Source organism: Streptomyces sp. NPDC002779 (genome assembly GCF_042888685.1).
Classification (GTDB): Bacteria; Actinomycetota; Actinomycetes; order Streptomycetales; family Streptomycetaceae; genus Streptomyces.
Genome location: NZ_JBIAQC010000011.1, coordinates 38,742 through 58,392 on the forward strand (window position 1 = coordinate 38,742; position 19,651 = coordinate 58,392).

Consider the following 19,651-nt stretch of genomic DNA (forward strand, 5'->3'; position numbering starts at 1 on the left):
CGCATGACCTCCTTCACGCTCCCTCATGAGCTGCACGGCGACGGGCCGCACAAGGTGTTCGCGGTGCACGGCTGGTTCGCCGACCGGTCCGCGTACGCGAGCGTCCGGCCCGACCTCGACGGTACGTCCTTCACCTACGCGCTGGTCGATCTGCGCGGCTACGGCGAGGCGAAGGACGCCGCCGGCCGCTACTCGACGGCCGAGGCGGCACAGGACCTGCTGGACCTGGCCGACCGGCTCGGCTGGGAGCGGTTCTCGGTGGTGGGGCACTCGATGGGCGGGTCGGTGGCCCAGCGGCTGCTGGCGCTGGCGCCCGGGCGGCTGCGCCGGATCGTGGGTGTCTCCCCGGTGCCCGCGTCGGGGCTGCCGCTCCCGGCCGAGCAGTGGGAGCTCTTCGCGGACTCGGCGCACCGGCCGGAGAACCGCCGTACGATCATCGACTTCACCACCGGGGGCGTCCGGCCCGCGGCCTGGCTGGACCGGATGGTCAGCCGTTCGCTCGCGGTGAGCGACGCGAAGGCGTACCGGGCCTGGCTGGACTCCTGGGCCCGGGAGGACTTCCACGCCGAGGTGGCGGGCGCCCGGGTGCCCGCGCTGGCCGTCGCGGGCCGTCTCGACCCGGCGCTGTCGGCGTCGCTGCTGCGCGACACCTGGCGGCGCTGGTACCCGTACGGCGAGGTGCGAGAGCTGTCCGGCGCCGGGCACTACGCCATGGACGAGACCCCGCTGGAGCTGATCCAGGTGGTGGAGGCCTTCCTCGACGCGGGCGACGAGGACGACACCGGCCCCGAGGGCGGGGCGGAGCGGTCCGGCGCGGCGGCCGAGGGCGAGGAGGCGTGACCTTCCGCCCGTCCCCGCCCGTCCCCGACGTCTTCGACCCCCGCCAGTACGCCACCGGCGTGCCCTACGCCGCCTACCGCGTCCTGCGCGACCATCACGCCGTGGCCTGGCAGGACGAGCCCGAGGTGCTGGGCTGGCCGGCCGGTCCCGGGTTCTGGGCGGTGACCCGGCACGCGGACGTGGTCCGGGTGCTCAAGGATCCGCTGACGTACTCCTCCCAGCTGGGCGCCACCCAGATCCGCGACCCCGACCCGGAGGACCTGCCGTTCATCCGGCGCATGATGCTCAATCAGGACCCGCCGGGGCACGGCAGGTTACGGCGGCTGGTGAGCCGGGCGTTCACCCCGGGCCGCGTCGACCGGTTCACCGCGGTCGCCGAGAAGCGCGCGCAGGACCTGTTCGCGCGGGCGGTGGAGACGGCCCGCGAGGCGGACGGCACCGTCGATCTCGTCGCCGCCGTCACCGACGACTACGCCCTGCTCAACCTGGCCGACCTGCTCGGCGTCCCGGAGCCGGACCGCGGGCTGCTGCTGCACTGGACCCAGCGGGTCATCGGCTACCAGGACCCCGACGAGGCGGGTCCGCCGGTCCTGGACGACGCGGGCAAGCCGGTCAACCCCCGCTCCCCGGCGATGCTGCGGGACATGTTCGCGTACGCCCGTCAACTGGCCGCGTACAAGCGGCGGTACCCGGCCGACGACGTGCTGACCATCCTGGCGCACGACGCCGAACTCACCGCGGCGGAGCTGGAGATGTTCTTCTTCCTGCTCACCGTCGCCGGGAACGACACCGTGCGCGGCGCGGCGCCGGGCGGCCTGCTGGCACTGGCCGAGCACCCGCAGGCGTACGAGAGACTGCGCGCCGGGGACATCGAAATCGAGCCCGCAGTGGACGAGTTGCTGCGCTGGCATCCGCCCGTGCTGACGTTCCGCCGTACGGCCGACCACGACACCGAACTCGCCGGGCGGCGGATCCGTGCCGGGGACAAGGTCGTCGTCTTCCATGCCTCCGCCAACCGGGACGAGCGGGTCTTCGCGGAGCCGGACCGGCTGGACCTGACCCGGGCCCCGAACCCGCACGTCTCCTTCGGGGACGGCCCGCACGTCTGTCTCGGCGCGCACTTCGCCCGGCTGCAACTGCGGGTGCTGTACCGGGAGGCGACGCGGGTCCTGCCGGTGCTGCGCACCGCGGGTCCGGGCGGGCGGCTGGTGTCGAACTTCATCAACGGCATCAAGTCGCTGCCGGTGCGGGTGACGTGAGTCAGCGGCGCACCTGGATCAGGGCGTGGGTGCCGCCGGTGCGCCAGCGCTGGTCCTCTGCGGCGGTCAGGGCGGCCTCCGTACCGGCGTCCAGGCCGGTGATCACCTCCGACTTCAGGGTGCGCAGGGCGGCGACCGGGCCGGGGAAGCCGGCGGTGACGTCGGCGAAGGGGGTGGTCGGCGGCCATCTCCGGTCGCCCACCAGGCGACGGTAGTTGAGGTCGCCCTTGAGCACGGTCAGTGTGGCGGCGGTGAGTTCGTCGCGGAAGTCGGTGGGCATCCGCTCGTAGGGCAGGGGCGCGCAGGAGAACGGGTGGGCGCGGATGGTGAGCCGGCCGTCGGTCAGCGCGGCCCACAGTGTCTCGCCGTACGTCCGGGCCGCGCCCTGCGCGGACCTGAGCCGGTGCAGGGCGTCGAGGACGTCGGCGGGCGTGGCGTCGGAGACGAAGTACGGGTACGGCTTGACGTGCAGGACGGCCCGCCGGACGCGCCCGCCGGTCAGGAGGTGGGCGATCAGGAGCAGGTCGGGGATGAGTTCGCGGCCGGCGTTGTCGGCGATCAGGCAGAGCAGCGGGGCCGCCGGGCCGGGCGTCAGCAGCGACCACAGGGCCGCGCTGTCGTCGGCGACCAGGGGCGGGGTGCCGCCCGGCGCCGTCCCGTCGGCGGCGGAGAGCCGGAAGCCGAGGTCCGCGCGGTTGCCCCACAGGGAGCCGTGCAGCAGGGCCCGGTCCTGCTCGTCCGGGGACAGCGGGGCGAGGTCGTCCAGCGCGGCCAGTTCCTGGTCCGTCTCCGCGGAGTTCAGTTCGGCGAGCTTGGCGGGCCGGAAGGGGTCGATGCCCTGCCAGGGGCCGGGGGTGAAGTAGCCGACGGCACCGAGGAGCCGGCGGTAGAAGTAACTCTCCGCCCACAGCCACGGCACGTCGGTCCAGGGCCGGCCCGCGTAGGCGGTGGTGCCCCATTCCCGCCATCGGTCCCGGTCGTGGGCGTCGTGGGGAAGGGGTTCGATCACACCCTTGGTGCAGTTGTCGAGCAGCACGTCGAGCGCGTCCTGATGCTCGGGCCCGTACGGAACGGCCTCGCGGACCTGACGGATGATCGCGGGGTGCCGCTCGGTGAGCACACGGTGCGGGAAGGAACCGGGTTCATCGCCGAGAATCACGGCAGGGATCGCGCGCATACGCCCGACGGTACCGCGCGCGGGATGGCCCGCAGCGCGTCACGTCTCGGGCCCCGGCCGACCGGTGAGGGCGAGGAGCGGGTGCGACGGGGCACCGGCACCATGCTGCGGATCAGCAGGGGCACATCTCGGCGGGTAGGCGGGGCCGGGCGGCTGGTGGCCAGGGCTTGGGCCTGGGCTTGGGGCAAGGGCATGGGCCGGGAGGGCCGGGCGTCGGAGGGCGCGGAGGGTACGGGGATTGATGGCGACCGTATCGCGCGCAGGCCCGCTCTCAGCAGCGTCCCTCTCGCACTCCGGCCGGCCGGCCGGTGAGACGACGGGTCGCCAACACCACGCCGCGGATCAGCAGGAGCGCACCTCAACCACCTGCCAGCCGGCGAGCCGGGGCTCAGCGGGCCGGCGGGCCCGAGGGGCAGCGGGCCGGGAAGCCGGGGGCGACCCCGCGCGCCGCCGCTCGACGGGACACTGCCACCACACCGCGGATCAGCAGATGCCACGCCTCGGCAGGCCGGGGCCGACGGGCTGGCGGGCCCGGGAGGCCCCGGCGGCCGAGGGCCGGGGGCCGGGAAGCCGGGGGGGGGCGACCCCGCGCGCCGTCGGGTGGCGGGACACTGCCGCCGCGCCGCGGATCAGCAGATGTCACGTCTCGGCGGGCCGGGGCCGACGGGCGGACGGGCCCGGGAGGCCCCGGGGGCCGGGAAGCCGGGGGCGGCCCCGCGCGCCGTCGGGCGGCGGGGCACTGCCGTCGCGCCGCGGATCAGCAGGCGCCACGCCCCGGCGGCCGGGGGCCGACAGGGCCGGGGAGCCCGGAGGTCCGGGAACCCGGGCTCAGCAGGCTCGGGTCTCGCGTTCCAGTTGGCCCGTGAGGGCGAGGTAGCGGGGGCGGCGGGGTACCGGGACCATGCCGCGGATCAGTAGGTGCCACATCTCGGCGACGCGGCGGGGCTGGCGGGCCACGGGTTCGAGGGCGCGGCCGACGACCCGGGTGCCGACGAAGAAGCAGGCGAGGGAGTGGGCCGCGGCGTCGACGTCGACGTCCGGATGGACGTCCGACTCCTTGACCGCGCCCAGGAGTTTGCGGGTGGAGATGTCCAGCCACTCCGTGAAGGGGTGCCGCAGGGGCGCCTTCACGGCCACACCTCCGGTGGCGAGCCGGAGCCCGGCCCGGGGGATCGGGCCCTCGACGGAGAGCCGGGTGATGCCGAAGGTGGTGCGCATCAGCGCCTCCAGGCAGGAGTAGCCGCGGGCGTCCATCTCGTCGGCGATCTGGCGGGAGGCCTGGGACTGCAGCTCCATGATGGCGTGGGCCAAGTCCTCCTTCGCGGCGAAGTGGAAGTACAGCGCGCCCTTGGTGACTTGGGCGTGCTCGACGATGTCGCTCAGACTGGTCGACTCGTAGCCGCGCCGGTCGAACAGGTCGGCGGCAGCGGTGATGATCGTCGCGCGGGTCTGTTCAGCGCGTAACTGCCTCGCCATCGGCTGGACACTCCTGGGGCGGAAAAGAACGGGTCATGCCGTTTGTTTTTTACTCCCCGTACACAATAGCTCAACACTCCACGATGCCTACCCGGCATGCGAAGACTGCCGAATCCCCTTGGACGCCGAGGACTTGGAGCTCGCCGTCGGCACCGCACTCCGCCTCGATCCACGTGGGCCGGTCCAGTTCGGCGTACCGGTCGAAGGTCGCCCGGTAGGACACCGGCACGCTCTTGCCGCCACTTACCACCTGAACGGCCTGACGGGCCGCCTCCAGCAGCAGCATCCCGGGGACATGGTCGAGCGGATGGTCGAAGAAAACGGGATGCGCGGTATCTACCCGCAGTTGCCACCGCCCCGGCCGGTCCGTCGCCGCCAGCACGACATCGCCGGGCACGGTGCGGTCCACCTCGGTGGGCGACAGCCCGGGCGGCGGGGCCAGCGCGGTGACATCGGCGGCGCCGCGGCCGCCCCGCAGCCTGCGGTAGACGGGCTCGCTGGTCCAGGACGCGGCGAAGTACGCGCTCGCGACCTGCGTGTCGTCGATGGTCACGGCCGCGGAGAGACGGAACGCGGCCGGGCGCCCGGCCCGTTGGCGAACGTCGAAGATCTGCACGTCCACGTCCGGTTCGGCGGGCATGCGGCCTACCCTGAGGTACTCGGGGCGGGTGGCGACACGCAACTCCTGGAGCACGAACCGGTATCCCAGCGGCACCTCGTACTCGGCGTGGGCGAGGAGTGTCCCGCTCTGCCGGACGGTTTCGGTGACGAGCAGCGGCTCGTATGCGGTACGGTCGCTCGACACGTGCAACGGGTGCGCCCGCGGCCACTGCGCGGCTACCCTGAACTGGTCGGTTCCGGTCCGGCGCCAGCCGGTGAGCAGGGTCTCGGCGACGGCCGCGCGATGCACCAGCTGACGCGGCACCGTGGCCGTGAGGGGCTCGGACACCGTCGGGACAACGGCGGGTTGCGGCAATTCAGGCATGTCTCTCCCTGGCTCCCCCGACAGTGTTGACAGACGGCGAGGTGCCCGTGCCGTGAGCGCTACAGTACGAGCCGACCGGTTTGTTTTCAATGAGACCAGGGATGACCGGGATCGGTCCGCGTCCGGGCCGTCGTACCGTGGGCCATCCGGTCAACTCGGCGCATCGAAGGGGCGCTTATGGCGAAGCAGGAGCGCGCCATCAGGACGCGCAGAGCGATCCTGGAAGCCGCGGGCGCGGTGTTCGACGAGCACGGCTACGCCTCGACGACGATCTCCATGGTGCTGGAGCGCGCCGAAGTCACCAAGGGCGCCCTGTACTTCCACTTCCCCTCCAAGGAGTCGCTCGCCCAGGCCGTCCTGGACGAGCAGGTGCCGTTCGGTGCGGTGCCGCCGCAGCCGTGCAAGCTCCAGGAAATGGTGGACATGAGCTATGTCCTCGGCCGGAGACTGCTGCGCAACCCGCTGCTGCAGGGCAGTGTGCGCCTGACCGTGGACCAGTGCACACCGCCCGGAGTCGACCACAGCGGGCCGTTCCGGCAGTGGGCGGACCATCTGATCGACCTGCTGGAAGAGGCCGACAAGCAGGGCGAGTTGCTGCCCACGGTCGTGCCGAGGGACACGGTGGAACTGCTGGTCGGCTCCTTCGCCGGAATCCAGCTGATGTCCCGGGCGCTGACCGGGCGGGAGGATCTCGCGCACCGCATCTCGGTGCTGTGGGCGCACGTCCTGCCGAGCATCGCGGTGCCGGCGCTGCTGGTCCGGATCGACACCGCACCGGACCGGGGCGCGCGGATCCTGGCCTCGCTCGACGAGGACGCGCAGTTGTTGCAGGGGGCCGAGCCGTGATCCTGCTGACCGGAGCGACCGGAACCGTCGGCGGACTGGTCGCGCGCCGACTGCGCGGCACCACCGCGCTGCGCCTGCTGACCCGACGGCCGGACCGGGCAGCGCACCTCTCCGGGCCCCGATCGGAGGTCTGCGGCGGCGACTTCGACGACCTGGCGAGTCTGCGGCGCGCCCTGACCGGGGTGACCTCCGCCCTGCTGGTCTCCGCGAACCCGCTGACGCACACCCATGACGAGCACTTCCTGGCGGCGGCGCACGCGTGCGGGGTACGGCAGGTGGTGAAGCTGTCCGCGCTCGCGGTCACCGACCCCGACGCCACCGACCTGATCACGGCCTGGCAGCGCGGCAATGAGCAACTCCTCACCGACTCGGGACTGTCGTGGACCCTGCTGCGGCCGCGTGCGTTCATGTCCAACACCCTCGGCTGGGCCATCTCCGTCCGCGCCGAGGGCGTCGTACGGGCGGCGGGCGGGAGCGCGGCCAACGCCACCGTCGATCCGCGGGACATCGCCGATGTGGCCGCGCTGACACTGCTGGAGCCCGTCGCGCACGCCGGCCGGGCCTACGCCCTCACCGGACCCGAGGCCATCAGCGCCGTGGACCAGACCCGGATCCTCGGTGAGCTGCTGGAACGGACGGTGAACTTCGAGGAGTTGACCGAGGCCGAGGCGCTGCGCCGGTTGCGCGGCCGCTATCCGGCACCGATCGCCGAGGCGCTCGCCGAGAGCGCGGCGCGCGGGCGGGCCGGGGCCAAGTCGCAGGTGGACCCTACGGTCGCGAAGCTGCTGGGGCGGTCCGCGGGGAGCTACCGGGAGTGGGCGCGGGATCATCTGGGCGCCTTCCGGGTCGGGACATGACGACGGGCCGGCCGATGCCCCATCCGCACCGGCCGACCCGTCCGCTTCAGTGGAACGGCTCGTTCAGAAGGTCAGCTTCCAGCTGTTGAGCGTGCCCGTGTCCTGCGTCGCCGTGTCCTGCACCCGCAGCTTCCAGGTGCCGTTGGCGACCTCGCTGGAGGCGTTCACCGTGTAGGTGGCCACGACGTTGTCCGCGGAGTCCGAGGAGCTGGCGGACTTCAGGCGGTAACTCGTACCGTCCGGCGCGACCAGGTCAAGCACCAGGTCACCGCGGTAGGTGTGGGTGATGTTCACCCCGACCTGGAGCGCCGAGGGCGCGTTGCCGGTGCGGCCGGAGACGGTGATCGGGGACTCGATCGTGCCGTTGTCCGGGACCGCGACGGCCGAGGTGCTGGAGAAGGTGGTGCCCCCCGTGGAGCCGCCGCCGGAACCGCTCACCGCCTGCACCGTCCTGGCCGCGTCCGCGAGGCCGGCGCCGCAGCCGCCGGAGCAGGTGCCGGGCAGCGCACGCGCGTTGGTCTTGATCGCGGACTCGATCTGGGCCGGGGTCAGCGCGGAGTTCTTCGACTTCAGCAGCGCGGCGAGACCCGCGATGTGCGGGGCGGCCATGCTGGTGCCCTGGTAGTACTCGTAGCTCTCGGCCCCCGGGCCCTGCGCGCCGGCGTTCAGCGTGGACAGGATGCCGTTGGTGGTGACGGAGTTGGTCTCGCCACCGGGGGCGGCGATGTCGACGACCGTGCCGTAGTTGGAGTAGTAGGAGCGGTTGCCCTGGCGGTCAGCGGCGGCGACGCTGATCACGTTGGAGCAGCTGGCCGGCGAGTAGTTGGCCGCGTTGGCGTTGCTGTTGCCCGCCGCGACGACGACCGTGGTGCCGCGGTTCACGGCGGCGTTGATCGCGTTCTGGGTGGCGGTGGTGCAGGCGCCGCCGCCGCCGAGGCTCATGTTGATGACCTTGGCGACGTTGGTGTTGGCGGGGACACCGGAGACCGTGCCGCCGGACGCCCAGGTGATGGCGTCGATGATGTCGGAGTCGTAGCCGCCGCACTTGCCGAGGACCCGCAGCGGGGAGACCTTCGCGCCGTAGGCGATACCGGCGACGCCCTTGCCGTTGTCGGTCGCCGCGGCGATGGTGCCGGCGACGTGGGTGCCGTGCCAGGAGGAGTCGTAGGCCGGGTCGCCGGACTGGCACTCGCCGGCGGCGGTCCAGTCGCCCGGGTCGGCCGGGTTGCTGTCCCGGCCGCCGCCGTCGTTGGCGACGGTCGCGTCCGCGATGAAGTCGTAGCCGCCGACGATGTTCGCCGCGAGGTCGGAGTGGGCGACATAGCCGGTGTCGATCACGGCGACGGTCACCCCGGTGCCGGTGCTGACATCCCAGGCACCCGGCACGTTCATGCCCGCGGTGGTCTCGAACAGGTCCCACTGCTTGGCGTACTCGGTGTCGTTCGGCGTGGCCAGCGGCTTGTTCAGGCGGTCCGGTACGACGTAGGCGACCTGCGGGTCGGCCTCGTACTCGGCGATGACGTCGGAGACGTCCGCCTTGGTGAGGTCCTCATCGAGGTCGACGAGGGCGGCACCGGTGCCGAGCCGGCGCTGGAAGTCCAGCTCCTCGCCGGCCTCCTTGCCCTTGGCGGCGGCGTCCGCGTCGGCGGCCTTGTTCGACTTGGCCTCGGCGGCACCGGACTTGTAGCCGACGATGAGCCGTTCGGCCGGGGCGCCGGGGGCGGCCTCGGTGCTCGCGGCGGGGACATCCTGGGGAGCGGCGGACTGCTGGGCGACGGCGGCCGTGGCGGTAGCGGCCGTGAACAGCGCGGCGGAGACCGCGGCGACGGATATCAGCTTCCGTCGCACGGAGGGGGAGGTACGCAAGGGCTTGGCCTTTCGTGGCCGGACTCCGGGCAGCGCGGAGCGGCGGTCGATGCGCTTCGTCCTCGAAGCGGAGGGGGGTGAACCGAAAACCGAACAGCGTGCGCAGTGGCCGGCCAGGCGCGGTGGGGGGCCGATCCGTCCGGGGTTACCTGTGGGTCGGCTGTGCAGGAACGATAGGCAAACGGAAGGTCATAGGGATACAGGGGAAACCCTCGATCCGGCCGGAAACGAACCCTCGCCGTCCAGGAGTTGACCGCCTGTGTCCCCTTTTGCACGGGCACGTGCCCGCTGAACGCGCCGGGTCCGCGTTCCGTACTGGACAGCGGCAGTCCGTCCCGCCCCGGCCGAGGAGATCCTTCATATGACCCGGACCCGCGCCCGGCGCGCCCTCGCGGTGGCGGTCCCGCCGCTGCTCGCCCTGGGAGCCGCGACCCCGGCCGCCGCGCATGGCGCGCCCACCGATCCGGTCAGCCGGGTGGTGGCCTGCTCCCCCGAGGGCGGCAGCGCCGCCGGGTCGGCGGCGTGCCGGGCCGCCGTCGCCGCGAACGGCACACCCTTCCTGGCCTGGGACAACCTGCGCATCGCGAACGTGAACGGCCAGGACCGGCGGATCGTCCCCGACGGACAGCTGTGCAGCGGCGGTCTGCCCGCCTACCGGGGCCTGGACCTGCCCCGCTCCGACTGGCCGTCGACCCGGCTGCGGCCGGGTTCCGGGCTGACTCTGCGGTACGTCTCGACGATCCCGCACACCGGCACCTTCCGGCTCTACCTCACCCGGCGGGGCTACGACCCCATCCGGCCGCTCACCTGGTCCGATCTGCCGGAACGGCCCTTCGCCGAGGTACGGGACCCCGCGCTGACGGACGGCGCGTACCGGATCCGGGCGACCCTGCCGACCGACCGGACGGGGCGGCACGTGCTGTACACGGTGTGGCAGAACAGCAGTACGCCGGACACGTACTACTCCTGCTCGGACGTGGAGTTCGTGACGAAGGAGAAGGATCTCCCTGTGCAGGACAGGGCGGAGGAGACCGCCAAGGCGGCGGTCCCCGCCCCGGACCCGGGCCCGTCGGCCCCGTTGCTCGCGGGCGGCGCCGCCGCGGTGCTGCTGCTCATCGGGGGCGCCGCTGTCGCCGTACGACTTGGGCGCCGGTGACGAAAGCGGCGTCAGCCACCGAGCGGAAATCGGCCACCACCGCCGCCCTCATTGACGCGCACCCGTCACCCCCCTACGGTCTGACCGACTTGCCGAACCACGTTCGATATACCGGCAATCGTCGACTCGCATCGGCCCTCCCCCAGGAGTCCGGATGACCTCCCTCCCGCACCCGACCCGCAGAGCAGTCCTCGGTCTGGCGGCGGCCACGCCCCTGGCCGCGACGGGCGTGCTGGCCCTCGGCGCCGGTCCGGCCCACGCCGCCGACGCGGCGTACGTGATGGCGTACTTCACGGAATCGACCAACCACGGCGACGGCACCGACTACGGCCTGCATCTCGCCGTCAGCACGGACGGGCTGAACTGGACGCCGCTGAACCAGAACAACCCGGTGGTCACCCCCACCCAGGGGGCCGGCGGACTGCGCGACCCGTTCGTCCTGCGCAAGCAGGACGGCACGTTCGTCGTGCTGGCCACCGACCTCAAGGGCACCGACTGGAGCTACAACAGCCAGTACATCCACGTCTGGAACTCCGCCGACCTGCGCACCTTCACGGGCTACCACCGGCTGAAGCTGCACGACATGGTGACCCACAGCTGGGCCCCCGAGGCGTTCTGGGACGCGAGCCGCGGCCGGTACGCGGTCATCTACTCGTCGGTCGACTCCAGTGGCCACAACGTGATCATGGTCAACTACACCAGCGACTTCGTCACGGCCTCGGCGCCCCAGGTCTTCTTCGACCCCGGCTACGACGTCATCGACGGTGACATGGCGGTGGGGGTGAACGGGGTCAACTACCTCTACTTCAAGCGCAACGGCACCCTGGTGGGCGCCCGCTCCACCTCCCTGGACCCGGGCAGCTTCACCCCCTTCACCTCGGGCGTGGCGCAGGGCGGCACGGAGGCGCCGACCCTGGTGAAGTCCCTGGCCTCCGGCACCTGGTGGCTGTGGGGGGACACCTACACGCCCAACGGCGTCTTCTACGCCTGGCAGTCCGCCGATCTGTCGGCGGGCACGTGGACGGCCGTCGACCAGCGGACCTACACCCAGCCGGTCAACTCCAAGCACTGCGGCATCACGCCGATCACCGCGGCGCAGTACGGCAACCTGCTCGCCCACTGGGGCGCGCCCGCCTGGAACCGGCTGAAGTCCTACAACTTCCCCGCCCGTTACGTCCGGCACTCCGGCTTCGCCGGGCGGATCGACCCCTACCCGGTCGAGCCGTACAGGGACTCGCTGTGGAAGCTCGTCCCGGGTCTCGCGGACGCCTCGGGGGTGTCCTTCCAGTCCGTCAGCCACCCGACCCGCTACCTGCGGCACGCCGACTACGCGGTGCGGCTGGACGTGAACGACGGCACGTCCGTCTTCGCGGGGGACGCGACCTTCCACCGTACGGCGGGGCTGGCCGACGCGTCCTGGTCGTCGTTCCGGTCGTACAACAACCCGACGCGCTATCTGCGGCACTACGGCTACGCCCTGCGCGTCGACCCGGTCTCCACGGCGACCGAGCGGCAGGACGCGACGTTCAGGGTGGGCTACTAGGAGCCCGGGCGGGGTCGTGCGGGCACGGCCCCGCCGGGAGGGGCGTCAGCCGTCCAGGCCGACCGACTTCAGCCAGTCCTTGGCGACGTCGAGCGGGTCCTTGTTCTCCAGCTGCACCTGGGAGTCCAGGTCGAGCAGGGTCTTGGTGTCGAGCTTGGCGGAGACCTCGTTGAGGGCGTCGACGCCCTCCTGCGGCAGGCCCGACTCGTAGACCAGCGGGGTCACGTTGGCGAAGCCGAAGAGGTTCTCCGGGTCCTTGAGGACGACGAACTTCTCCTTGGTGATCGTCGGGTCCGTGGTGAAGATGTCCGCGGCCTGCACGGTGTTCTTCGTCAGCGCCGCCTGGGTGAGCGGACCGCCGGCGTCGAGCGCCTTGAAGGACTTGAACTCCAGGCCGTAGACGTCCTTGAGGCCCACCAGGCCCTGCTGCCGGGTCTGGAACTCCGGGGAGCCGCCGATGACCAGCTCGGGCGCGATGTCCTTGAGGTCCGCGAGGGTGGACTCGGCGGTGAGGTTGTACTTCTTGGCGGTCTCCGCGTTGATGCTGACGGAGTCCTTGTCCTCGGCGGGCGAGGACTCCAGCAGCGTCAGCTTCTTGTCCAGCTTGGTCTTCACCGCCGCGTTGACGGCCTCGGTGCTCTTCTGCTCCGCCTTCGGGTCCAGGTACGCCAGCAGCGAGCCGTTGTACTCCGGCAGCACGGTGATGGAGCCGTTCTTCAGCAGGCCGTACGTGGTCTCGCGGCTGCCGATGTTGGGCTTGTAGGTGACCTTGATGCCCTTGGCCTTCAGGGCCTCGCCGTAGATGTCGGCGAGCAGGATGGACTCGGCGAAGTTGTTGGAGCCGACGACGACGGTGTCACCGCTCGCCTTGTCCTCCGCCAGGGGGTTGTCGGACTCGTCGTCGGAGGAGCCACATCCCGCGAGCAGGGCCGCGGTGGCGGCGAGCACGACGATGGACCTACTGCGTGAGACGGTAGAAGTCACGATTCCCGTTCCGGACTCAGAGATGAAGGACGGTGGTTCTCCAGTTTCTTGAACTGATCCAATCCAGCGGCTTCTTGATCAGTCAAGGGAATCCTGGTCACCGATTGGCCTCAATGAGTGCTCGGTTGTGATCGTATGTGAAGAGATTCACCTCAAGAGGCGATAGTCTCCCCGCAGTTGACACCCGGTGTGCGATCACTCGAGGAGGAATGGTGTCCGCGACAGAGGTGGACGCGTCCACCGCGACACACGGCTCCCCTCCCGGCGCACGGCGGCTCACCGACCGCTGGCCCTTCCGGCGCAAGCTCAATGTGCTGGTCGGCGTGCCGCTCGCCGTCGTCGCCGTGCTGCTGGCCTACCTGATCACCGATCAGCTCGGCCAGTCCTCCTCCGCCTCCGACGCGGCCCGGCTGGTCCGGGACAGCGCCGAGGTGGCCACGCTGGTGGACCGGGTGGCGGCCGAGCACCAGCAGGCGATCCTGCTCTCCGTACGGCACGAGGCCGCAGCCGGCAGCGAGGCCCGGCCCTCCACGGCCGCCTACGACCAGGCGCAGGCCGCGGTGGACGCCCAGGTCGTCAAGGTCCGCGAGACCTTCGGGGACCGCCTCCCGGACACCGAGGCGCGGGCGCTGAGGGAGATCGGCGCCCTGGGCAGCCTCCGCGACACCATCGAGCAGGGCTACCTGCCCGCGGACAACATCGACCCGGCGTACGCGGGCGCCGCCAAGGGCGTCATCGACGGCCTCGGCCTGGACCGCAACGCCGACCTCGCCGGCACCTTCACCGGCAACCTCCTGGACTCCCTGCTGCGCGCCGACGCCGCCCACAGCGCCTTCGAGACCGGCGTGTTCTCCGCGGCGACCGGGGACTCCAACGCGCTCATCGAGTTCATCGGCGCGGTCGGCTCCTACGAGGTGTACACCTACCAGGCCGACCGGTTCGCCCGGTTCGCCACCGCCGAGCAGGCCGAGGAGCTCAGCGGCATCGAGCACAGCTCCCCGCAGGCCACCATCCGCCGCCAGTACGCCGAGCTGCAGATCGACCCCAGCTCGCTCCAGGCCGACTCGCCCGCCGAGATCCGCGAGGCGTTCCGGGCGGCGCTGGAGTCCTACCCGGCCTACCGCGAGCAGGCCGAGATCCGGCTCGGGATCACCGCCTCCCTCATCGACCAGATCGCCGACCGGGCCGACGACGCCTCCAGCGACGCCGCCTGGCGCGCGGGGCTGCTCCTCGCGCTCGCCCTGTTCGGCTTCGCCCTGTGGCTCGGCCTCTCGGTCGCGGTCCGCCGCTCGGTGGTCCGGCCGGTGCAGGCCCTCACCGGCGCCGCCCGCGAGGTCGCCGAGGTCGCGGACCGCGAGCTGGCCCGGGTCGCCGACGACGACGCCGAGGACGACGGCCCGCCCCGGCTGCGCCCGATGCCGGTCACCGCGCGCGACGAGATCGGCGACCTCGCCGCCGCGTTCAACCGCGTCCAGTCCACCGCGGCCGCGCTGCTGGAACGCCAGGTGCTCAGCCGCCGCAACGTCGCCGAGATGTTCGGCAACGTCGGCCGCCGCGTCAGCAACCTCACCACCCGCCAGCTCGCCCTGATCGACGCCGTGGAGCGCGGCGAGACCGACCCCGAACTGCTGGAACGGCTGTACAGCATCGACCACATCGCGGTCCGGCTGCGCCGCAACGCCGACAGCCTGATGCTGCTCGCCGGCATCCGCGAGGCGGGCCTCGGCTCCGGTCCGCTCGCGCTGACCAACGTCGTCCGTGCCGCACTCGGCCAGATCGAGGGCTTCCAGCGGGTACGGCTGACCGCGCGCTCCGAGGCCGCGGTGGAACCGGACGTCATCGGCGACCTGACCCTGATGGTGGCCGAACTCCTGGAGAACGCCGTGTCGTTCTCCCCCGCGGGCAGCCCCGTCGAGGTGACGGTGGCGACCGCCGAGGACGACACCGCGTCGATCGTGATCGCCGACCACGGTCTCGGCATGAGCGCCGAGCGGCTCGCCGAGGAGAACGCCCGGCTGATCCGCCGCGAGCGCCTGGACCTGGTGCCGACGAAGGTGCTGGGCCTGTTCGTGGTCGGTACCCTGGCCCGCCGCTGGGAGATCGGCGTGACGCTGACCCGGACGCCGGGCGGCGGTGTCACCGCCGAGGTGAGCGTGCCGACGTCGCTGCTTCTTGCGGCGCCCGCGGAACCGGAGCCGGTGCCCGCGGCGGCCGAGGTGCCCGTCCCGGCCGAGGTGCCCACGGCGGCTCCGGCGGCCGGGCCGCTCCCCTCGGCCGCCGCGGACGACTCCGGCCCCCTCCCCCGCCGGGTCCCCCGGCGCGAGGGCGCCGCCCCGGACGTACCCCCCGTCGATCACGCCCGGGCCGACCGTCCCGAAGCCTCCCCCCGGGCCCATGCCGACACCCCCGGCGCCCGCCCGCTGCGCCGCCGCGTCCGCGGGGCCACCCTGCGCGGCGGCGGCGAGGACACCGGCGCCCACCAGATCCTGCGCCGGCCCGCCCAGCCCGCCGACGCGGACGCCGTACGGTCCGCGCTGGAGGAGTTCGAGGCGGCCGTGGAGCGGGCGCACCGCGACAGCGACACCACCGAGCAGCCGATTCCCGGCCAGCAGGACCCGAACCACCTCCCGGAAGGAGCGGAGCAGTGAGCACATCCACAGGAGGCACCACGCCGGCCGAACTCCAGGCCGCCGCAGCCGACTTCACCTGGCTGCTGAATCGCTTCGCGACGGAGACCGCGGGTGTCGTCGACGCCATCGCCGTCTCCTCCGACGGACTGCTGATCGCGGTCTCCGAACTGCGGGAGCACGCCGACTCCGAGCGGCTCGCCGCGATCGTCTCGGGCATCACCAGCCTGGCCGCCGGGGCGTCCGGCAACTACGGCCTGGGCGGACTCAACAAGGTGATCATCGATCTGGAGGGCGGCCATGTGCTGGTCTCCGCGATCGGCAGCGGCGCCGTGCTCGGCGTGGTCACCGACAAGGAGGCCAAGCTGGGCAACATCGCCTACGAGATGACGCTGTTCGCCAACCGTGCCGGTGCCGCGCTCAGCCCGCAGCTCGTGCTCGAACTGAAGAACAGCGTCGGCGCCGCGTCGGCCCGCTGACGGTTCGAGAAGGACGGTACACACCCCATGGCGGACGGCATTCCTCCCCCGGGCGACGACCCGGTCGGCCCCGCTTCCGCCGTACGGCCGTTCCTGGTCACCGCCGGCCGGGTGGCGCCCAGCGTCGCCGGCCGGACGATGCCCGTCGAGACCCAGGTGGTGGCCACCGCCTCGGGGCTCGCCGCGCTGTCGCTGCTCTCCTTCGAGCAGCACGACATCGTGGCCGCGTGCCGGCAGCCGCAGTCCATCGCGGAGATCGCGGCCCGGCTGCGGCTGCACCTCAATGTGGTGCGGGTCCTCGCCGAGGACCTGCGGGCCGAGGGACGGCTGACGGTGCATGTGCCGAACTCCGACGCCGTCCACGATTCATCCGTCCTGCGAAGAGTGATCGATGGCCTGCGCGCCATCCCCGACTCCCGGGGGGTTCTCCGTGACACCGACTGAACCGGCCGCCGCCGTACGACCGCCGCTGCCGGTCAAGATGGTGATCGCGGGGGGCTTCGGCGTGGGCAAGACGACCGCCGTCGGCTCCATCTCCGAGATCGAGCCGCTGACGACCGAGGCCGCGATCACCGAGGTCGCCGCGGGCGTCGACGACCTCACGCACACCCCGCTCAAGACGACGACCACGGTCGCCATGGACTTCGGGTGCATCACCATCGACCCGACGCTGAAGCTCTATCTGTTCGGTACGCCCGGGCAGGAGCGGTTCGGGTTCATGTGGGACGACATCGTCGAGGGGGCGGTGGGCGGGCTGGTCATCGTGGACACGCGGCGGCTCGACGACTGCTATGCGGCCGTCGACTACTTCGAGCACCGGCAGATCCCGTTCGCGGTGGCGGTGAACGCGTTCGACGGTCGCGTCGAGCACGCGCTGGACGAGGTGCGGTGGGCGCTCGACGTGAGTGACGGGGTGCCCGTGGTGGTGTTCGACGCGCGGGAGCGGGGGTCCGTGCGGGACTCGCTGCTGGTGGTGCTGGAGCTGGCGCTGGCCCGCAGCGAGGGGTGAGCCGGGGGCGGCGGGCCCGAAAGGCCGGCGCGCGGCCCTAGCCGGTACTCCCGCGCCGCACTCCCGGGGACACCGTGAGGCGTCCTGCCGCCCAGAACAGCCCCAGCGTCGCCAGCGCCAGCGCCGCCACCAGCGTCGCGCCGCCCACCACCTTCTCGTAGTCCCGCTGGTAGAGACCGTCCACGATGTAGCGGCCCAGGCCGCCGAAGCTGACGTACGCCGCGATCGTCGCCGTGGACACGATCTGGATCGCCGCCGAGCGCAGGCCGCTGAGGATCAGCGGGAGCGCGACCGGGAGTTCGACCCGGAACAGGACCCCGGTCTCCGCCATCCCCATGCCGCGCGCGGCGTCCACCGGGGCCGGGTCGACCGAGCGCATCGCCTCGTAGGTGGTGACCAGGATCGGCGGGATCGCCAGGACCACCAGCGGGATCATCACCGGTGCCATGCCCAGGCCCAGCAGCACGAACATCAGCACCATCAGACCGAAGCTGGGCAGGGCCCGGCCGGCCGTGGCGATCAGCGACACGGTGTGGCCGCCGCGGCCGGTGTGCCCGGTGAGCAGGCCGGCCGGGAGGCCGATGCCGGCGGCGATGCCGAGGGCCATCAGGGTGTAGCCGAGGTGTTCGGCCAGCCGGGTGGGGATGCCGTCGTAGCCCGTCCAGTGCGCGCTGTCGCTGAAGAAGGCGTCGATGTGGTGGAGGAGGTTCATCGCGTGGCCTCGCGGGGCATCCAGGGGGTCAGCAGCATCCGTATGACGATCAGGGCCGCGTCCACCAGGATCGCGAGGACGGCCGTGCCCAGCACCGAGAGCCACACCAGGCGGGGCTGGTTGTAGATCATGCCGCTGTTGAGGAGGTTGCCGAGCGCGCCCTGGTTGCCGATCAGCATGCCGACGCTGACCAGGGAGATGCTCGACACCGCCGCCACCCGCAGCCCGGCGATGATCGCGGGGGTGGCGATCGGCAACTGGACCTGGAGATAGCGGCGTACGGGGCCGAAGCCCATCGCGGTGGCGGCCGCCAGCGTTTCCTGCGGGACCGAGCGGACGCCGTCGACGATCGCCGGGACCAGGACCACCAGGCTGTACACGGCCAGCGGGATCATCACGGTCAGCTCGGACAGGCCCGTGTAGTCGATGAGGATCACGAAGAAGGCCAGCGACGGGATCGCGTACAGCACCGTCGTCACCCAGAGCACCGGCGCGTACAACCAGCGCAGCCGTATGCACAGTTGGGCGATGGGCAGGGCGATCAGCAGTCCGGCCAGCACCGGCAGCAGGGCCTCGCGGAGGTGGAGGACGACCAGGCCGAGGTAGCTGTTCTGCAGGTCGCTCGGCATGTCGAAGAACTCGCTCATCGCGCGACCTTCTCCGTCGCCGTCGCGCTCTTGGCGTGGGCGCCCCGGATCGCCTCGCCGATGGTCTGCTGCGAGACCACTCCGGTCGCCCGGCCCTCCGCGTCCACGGCGACGGCCCAGCCGGTCGGCGAGAGCACCGCGCCGTCGAGGGCGGCCCGCAGGGAGTCGGTGCGGGGTACGAACGGGCGGCCGTACGGCAGGAGTCGGTCCCTGTCGATCCGTCCGGCGGTCACGTCCCGGGGTTCGGCCCAGCCGAGCGGCTTGCCGTTCAGGTCCGTGACGAGGAGATAGGGGGCGTCGGCAGTGTCGCGGGCGGCGATCTGCTCGGCGGTGGCGTCGATCGCGACGATCGGGTCCGTGCGCAGCTCCAGGCCCGCGGAGGGGAAGAAGGACAGCCGCCTGATGCCCCGGTCGGTGCCGAGGAAGTCCTCGACGAAGGAGTCGGCGGGGCTCGTCAGCAGGTCGGCGGGCGGGGCGAACTGGGCGAGCCGGCCGCCGGTGCGCATCACGGCGACCATCGTGCCGAGCTTGACGGCCTCGTCGATGTCGTGGGTGACGAAGACGATCGTCTTGCCCAACTCGGCCTGGATGCGCAGCAGTTCGTCCTGAAGGCCCTTGCGGACGACCGGGTCGACCGCGGAGAACGGCTCGTCCATCAGCAGCACCGGCGGATCGGCGGCGAGCGCCCGGGCCACGCCGACGCGCTGCTGCTGTCCGCCGGAGAGCTGGTAGGGGTAGCGCTTGGCGAGGGCGGTGTCGAGGCCGACCCGCTCCATCAGCTCGCGGGCCCTGGCCCGGGACTTCTCCTTGCCCCAGCCGAGCATGCGGGGCACGGTCGCGATGTTGTCCAGGATCGTGCGGTGCTGGAAGAGGCCGGCGTTCTGGATGACGTAACCCATCGAGCGGCGCAGGGTGTTGACCGGCTGCTGCTGGATGTCCTTGCCGTCGAGGAGGATGGTGCCCTCGGTCGGCTCGACCATCCGGTTGATCATGCGCAGGGTGGTCGTCTTCCCGCAGCCCGACGGGCCGACGAGGACGGTGACCGAGCGGTCGGGTATCTCCAGCGAGAGCCGGTCGACCGCCACCGTGCCGTCCGGGTATCGCTTGGTGACTGAATCTATCCGTATCAAAACGCCGAATACCCTTCGGGTCTGGCAGAAGTCGCCCGCTTCCGGCCGGGGTTGAGCA

General features: G+C 72.0%; 18 protein-coding genes. 10 read left to right on the plus strand and 8 right to left on the minus strand.

The features are described 5' to 3' along the window. Window positions 1-3: 3 nt before the first annotated feature. Together ACFYW5_RS28030 and ACFYW5_RS28035 are read left to right on the plus strand one after the other, a co-directional pair. A complete protein-coding gene (locus tag ACFYW5_RS28030) occupies window positions 4-840 on the plus strand; it encodes an alpha/beta fold hydrolase (protein WP_389419874.1) in 837 nt (278 codons plus the stop codon). Then, window positions 837-2,099, plus strand: a complete 1,263-nt coding sequence (locus tag ACFYW5_RS28035) for a cytochrome P450 (protein ID WP_389419875.1) — start codon at window positions 837-839, stop codon at window positions 2,097-2,099. Before ACFYW5_RS28030 ends, ACFYW5_RS28035 begins: the two co-directional genes overlap by 4 nt. A gap of 1 nt (window position 2,100) precedes the next feature. Here ACFYW5_RS28035 and ACFYW5_RS28040 read toward each other — a convergent pair whose 3' ends face one another. The 3 genes from ACFYW5_RS28040 to ACFYW5_RS28050 all read right to left on the minus strand — a co-directional run bounded on the left by ACFYW5_RS28040 (window position 2,101) and on the right by ACFYW5_RS28050 (window position 5,701). Beyond that, a complete protein-coding gene (locus ACFYW5_RS28040; RefSeq protein WP_389419876.1) occupies window positions 2,101-3,276 on the minus strand; it encodes a damage-control phosphatase ARMT1 family protein in 1,176 nt (391 codons plus the stop codon). Window positions 3,277-4,104: 828 nt separating this feature from the next. Next, the gene (locus ACFYW5_RS28045; protein ID WP_389419877.1) at window positions 4,105-4,752 is read right to left on the minus strand and encodes a ScbR family autoregulator-binding transcription factor; all 648 of its coding nucleotides are present in this window, start codon (window positions 4,750-4,752) and stop codon (window positions 4,105-4,107) included. 70 nt (window positions 4,753-4,822) lie between these two features. After that, entirely contained in the window at window positions 4,823-5,701 is an 879-nt protein-coding gene (locus ACFYW5_RS28050; protein WP_389419878.1) for a ScbA/BarX family gamma-butyrolactone biosynthesis protein, read from the minus strand. 213 nt (window positions 5,702-5,914) lie between these two features. On the opposite strand from ACFYW5_RS28050, the gene ACFYW5_RS28055 reads away from it, so the two are divergent. Both ACFYW5_RS28055 and ACFYW5_RS28060 read left to right on the plus strand, forming a co-directional pair. Further along, the gene (locus ACFYW5_RS28055) at window positions 5,915-6,583 is read left to right on the plus strand and encodes a ScbR family autoregulator-binding transcription factor (RefSeq protein ID WP_389419879.1); all 669 of its coding nucleotides are present in this window, start codon (window positions 5,915-5,917) and stop codon (window positions 6,581-6,583) included. Continuing rightward, window positions 6,580-7,440, plus strand: a complete 861-nt coding sequence (locus ACFYW5_RS28060; RefSeq protein ID WP_389419880.1) for an NAD(P)H-binding protein — start codon at window positions 6,580-6,582, stop codon at window positions 7,438-7,440. Before ACFYW5_RS28055 ends, ACFYW5_RS28060 begins: the two co-directional genes overlap by 4 nt. A gap of 63 nt (window positions 7,441-7,503) precedes the next feature. On the opposite strand, the gene ACFYW5_RS28065 is transcribed toward ACFYW5_RS28060, so the two are convergent. Next, entirely contained in the window at window positions 7,504-9,306 is a 1,803-nt protein-coding gene (locus ACFYW5_RS28065) for a S8 family serine peptidase (RefSeq protein ID WP_389419881.1), read from the minus strand. A gap of 361 nt (window positions 9,307-9,667) precedes the next feature. Between ACFYW5_RS28065 and ACFYW5_RS28070 the strand changes: the two genes are divergently transcribed. Both ACFYW5_RS28070 and ACFYW5_RS28075 read left to right on the plus strand, forming a co-directional pair. Next, window positions 9,668-10,462 (plus strand): lytic polysaccharide monooxygenase, encoded by a 795-nt coding sequence (locus ACFYW5_RS28070; protein WP_389419882.1) that lies wholly within the window; start codon window positions 9,668-9,670, stop codon window positions 10,460-10,462. A 154-nt stretch (window positions 10,463-10,616) separates the two neighbouring features. After that, window positions 10,617-12,005, plus strand: a complete 1,389-nt coding sequence (locus ACFYW5_RS28075) for a glycoside hydrolase family 43 protein (RefSeq protein WP_389419883.1) — start codon at window positions 10,617-10,619, stop codon at window positions 12,003-12,005. A gap of 45 nt (window positions 12,006-12,050) precedes the next feature. Here ACFYW5_RS28075 and ACFYW5_RS28080 read toward each other — a convergent pair whose 3' ends face one another. After that, window positions 12,051-12,989, minus strand: coding sequence for an ABC transporter substrate-binding protein (locus ACFYW5_RS28080; RefSeq protein ID WP_389419884.1), 939 nt, complete (start codon window positions 12,987-12,989; stop codon window positions 12,051-12,053). A 212-nt stretch (window positions 12,990-13,201) separates the two neighbouring features. On the opposite strand from ACFYW5_RS28080, the gene ACFYW5_RS28085 reads away from it, so the two are divergent. The 4 genes from ACFYW5_RS28085 to ACFYW5_RS28100 are packed head-to-tail and all read left to right on the plus strand — an operon-like array spanning window position 13,202 to window position 17,104. Next, a complete protein-coding gene (locus ACFYW5_RS28085; protein WP_389420076.1) occupies window positions 13,202-15,637 on the plus strand; it encodes an ATP-binding protein in 2,436 nt (811 codons plus the stop codon). Then, a complete protein-coding gene (locus ACFYW5_RS28090; protein WP_093720602.1) occupies window positions 15,634-16,095 on the plus strand; it encodes a roadblock/LC7 domain-containing protein in 462 nt (153 codons plus the stop codon). Before ACFYW5_RS28085 ends, ACFYW5_RS28090 begins: the two co-directional genes overlap by 4 nt. 27 nt (window positions 16,096-16,122) lie before the next feature. Further along, window positions 16,123-16,539: a DUF742 domain-containing protein gene (locus tag ACFYW5_RS28095; RefSeq protein WP_389419885.1), complete on the plus strand. Its 417-nt coding sequence runs from the start codon at window positions 16,123-16,125 to the stop codon at window positions 16,537-16,539. Continuing rightward, window positions 16,526-17,104, plus strand: a complete 579-nt coding sequence (locus ACFYW5_RS28100; protein WP_389419886.1) for an ATP/GTP-binding protein — start codon at window positions 16,526-16,528, stop codon at window positions 17,102-17,104. Before ACFYW5_RS28095 ends, ACFYW5_RS28100 begins: the two co-directional genes overlap by 14 nt. 37 nt (window positions 17,105-17,141) lie before the next feature. Here the strand turns inward: ACFYW5_RS28100 and ACFYW5_RS28105 are convergent, their stop codons facing one another. The 3 genes from ACFYW5_RS28105 to ACFYW5_RS28115 are packed head-to-tail and all read right to left on the minus strand — an operon-like array spanning window position 17,142 to window position 19,593. Next, window positions 17,142-17,816, minus strand: a complete 675-nt coding sequence (locus tag ACFYW5_RS28105) for an ABC transporter permease (RefSeq protein WP_389419887.1) — start codon at window positions 17,814-17,816, stop codon at window positions 17,142-17,144. Next, window positions 17,813-18,463 carry an ABC transporter permease gene (locus ACFYW5_RS28110; protein WP_389419888.1) on the minus strand — a complete coding sequence of 217 codons (651 nt, stop codon included), beginning with the start codon at window positions 18,461-18,463 and terminating at the stop codon, window positions 17,813-17,815. Before ACFYW5_RS28110 ends, ACFYW5_RS28105 begins: the two co-directional genes overlap by 4 nt. Further along, the gene (locus ACFYW5_RS28115) at window positions 18,460-19,593 is read right to left on the minus strand and encodes an ABC transporter ATP-binding protein (RefSeq protein ID WP_389419889.1); all 1,134 of its coding nucleotides are present in this window, start codon (window positions 19,591-19,593) and stop codon (window positions 18,460-18,462) included. Before ACFYW5_RS28115 ends, ACFYW5_RS28110 begins: the two co-directional genes overlap by 4 nt. Window positions 19,594-19,651: the final 58 nt, after the last annotated feature.

Coding starts and splice junctions, on each gene's coding strand:
- ACFYW5_RS28030 (WP_389419874.1), top strand. CDS start 4: ATGACCTCCTTCACGCTCCCTCATGAGCTGCACGGCGACGGGCCGCAC.
- ACFYW5_RS28040 (WP_389419876.1), bottom strand. CDS start 3,276: ATGCGCGCGATCCCTGCCGTGATTCTCGGCGATGAACCCGGTTCCTTC.
- ACFYW5_RS28045 (WP_389419877.1), bottom strand. CDS start 4,752: ATGGCGAGGCAGTTACGCGCTGAACAGACCCGCGCGACGATCATCACC.
- ACFYW5_RS28055 (WP_389419879.1), top strand. CDS start 5,915: ATGGCGAAGCAGGAGCGCGCCATCAGGACGCGCAGAGCGATCCTGGAA.
- ACFYW5_RS28070 (WP_389419882.1), top strand. CDS start 9,668: ATGACCCGGACCCGCGCCCGGCGCGCCCTCGCGGTGGCGGTCCCGCCG.
- ACFYW5_RS28075 (WP_389419883.1), top strand. CDS start 10,617: ATGACCTCCCTCCCGCACCCGACCCGCAGAGCAGTCCTCGGTCTGGCG.
- ACFYW5_RS28095 (WP_389419885.1), top strand. CDS start 16,123: ATGGCGGACGGCATTCCTCCCCCGGGCGACGACCCGGTCGGCCCCGCT.
- ACFYW5_RS28105 (WP_389419887.1), bottom strand. CDS start 17,816: ATGAACCTCCTCCACCACATCGACGCCTTCTTCAGCGACAGCGCGCAC.
- ACFYW5_RS28110 (WP_389419888.1), bottom strand. CDS start 18,463: ATGAGCGAGTTCTTCGACATGCCGAGCGACCTGCAGAACAGCTACCTC.